Origin of the sequence: Limisphaera ngatamarikiensis (assembly GCF_011044775.1) — a bacterium.
GTDB lineage: Bacteria > Verrucomicrobiota > Verrucomicrobiia > Limisphaerales > Limisphaeraceae > Limisphaera > Limisphaera ngatamarikiensis.
This window is the reverse complement of sequence record NZ_JAAKYA010000083.1, coordinates 1-997: the sequence shown is the minus strand read 5'-3', so window position 1 is coordinate 997 and position 997 is coordinate 1. Positions and strand designations below refer to the sequence as shown.

Below are 997 nucleotides of genomic sequence, written 5' to 3'. Positions count from 1 at the left end.
GGACGGGGCGCTTGGTCGGGCGGGTTGGAGGGAGGGGCGTGCTCTGCATGGACAAAGGGGGTACATTTTGTTTCTCGACGGCCGTGTGGAGAGTCTGGACAGCGTCGAGCTGCAACGTGCGTTTGAAGAAGCCGGTAATTGGACGAATCGGCTGGCGATTGCACCTTGAGATAAGGGGGTTCGCTTGTGGAGTGGTGCCGATTGTCTCTTTGGAAAAGCGGTAACGGGCCGGTTGGTGTGCGGGAGCGGAGCGTTGGCGACAGGGACGGCGGCCGGGGAGTTGATCAGCGAGCAGTGGGTGGGGGGTGAGCTGGACGGGGTGCGGGTGACCAACTTGGTGGACGCGTTGGGCCGGCGGCTGGTGCAGGAGGTCTGGCGCGGCGGCACGCTGCTGAGCCGGGTGAACTACAGCTGGGGCGGGGGCGATCGGCTGCTGAGCGTGGCCGATGATCAGGGGCACCGGGCCGAGTACGCATGGGAGCCGTTGGGTTCGATGGTGCGGCAGGTGACGTTCCGACAGAACGGGCAGGTGCGGCTGACGACGACCCGGGGGTTTGACCTGTGGAACCGGCTGACCAACGTGCAGTCGGTGGTTGCGACGGGGGTGGTGAGCCGGCTGGACTGGACGTACGATGCGATGGGCCGGCGGGTGCGGGCCGGTTGGGCCGACGGCAGTTACTGGGTCTACCGGTACGACCCGTATGGTCAGTTGGAGTCGGGCCGACGGTACTGGGCGGACGGTCGGCCGGTGGCGGGGCAACAGTTTGAGTATCGGCACGATGCGATTGGGAACCGCACGGTTGGGGGCTGGGGTGGGGATGAGCTGGGTTGGAGTCTGCGGTGGAGCAGCAACACGGTCAACCGGCTCAACCAGTACACGGCTCGGACGGTGCCGGGGGTAGTGGGGGTGTCGGGGGAGGCGGTGGAGGGAGCGACGGTGACGTTGTGGTGGGGGACCAACGACTGGGCGCCGGTGATTCGGCAGGGTCGGTACTGG

1 protein-coding gene is annotated in these 997 nt (G+C 66.8%); it reads left to right on the top strand.

Features of this window, described 5'->3' with window-relative positions; translation table 11 throughout:
* Window positions 1-253: 253 nt before the first annotated feature.
* Window positions 254-997, top strand: a 744-nt coding sequence (locus G4L39_RS12980) for a hypothetical protein (protein WP_165108769.1), incomplete at its 3' end; no start/stop codon positions are given.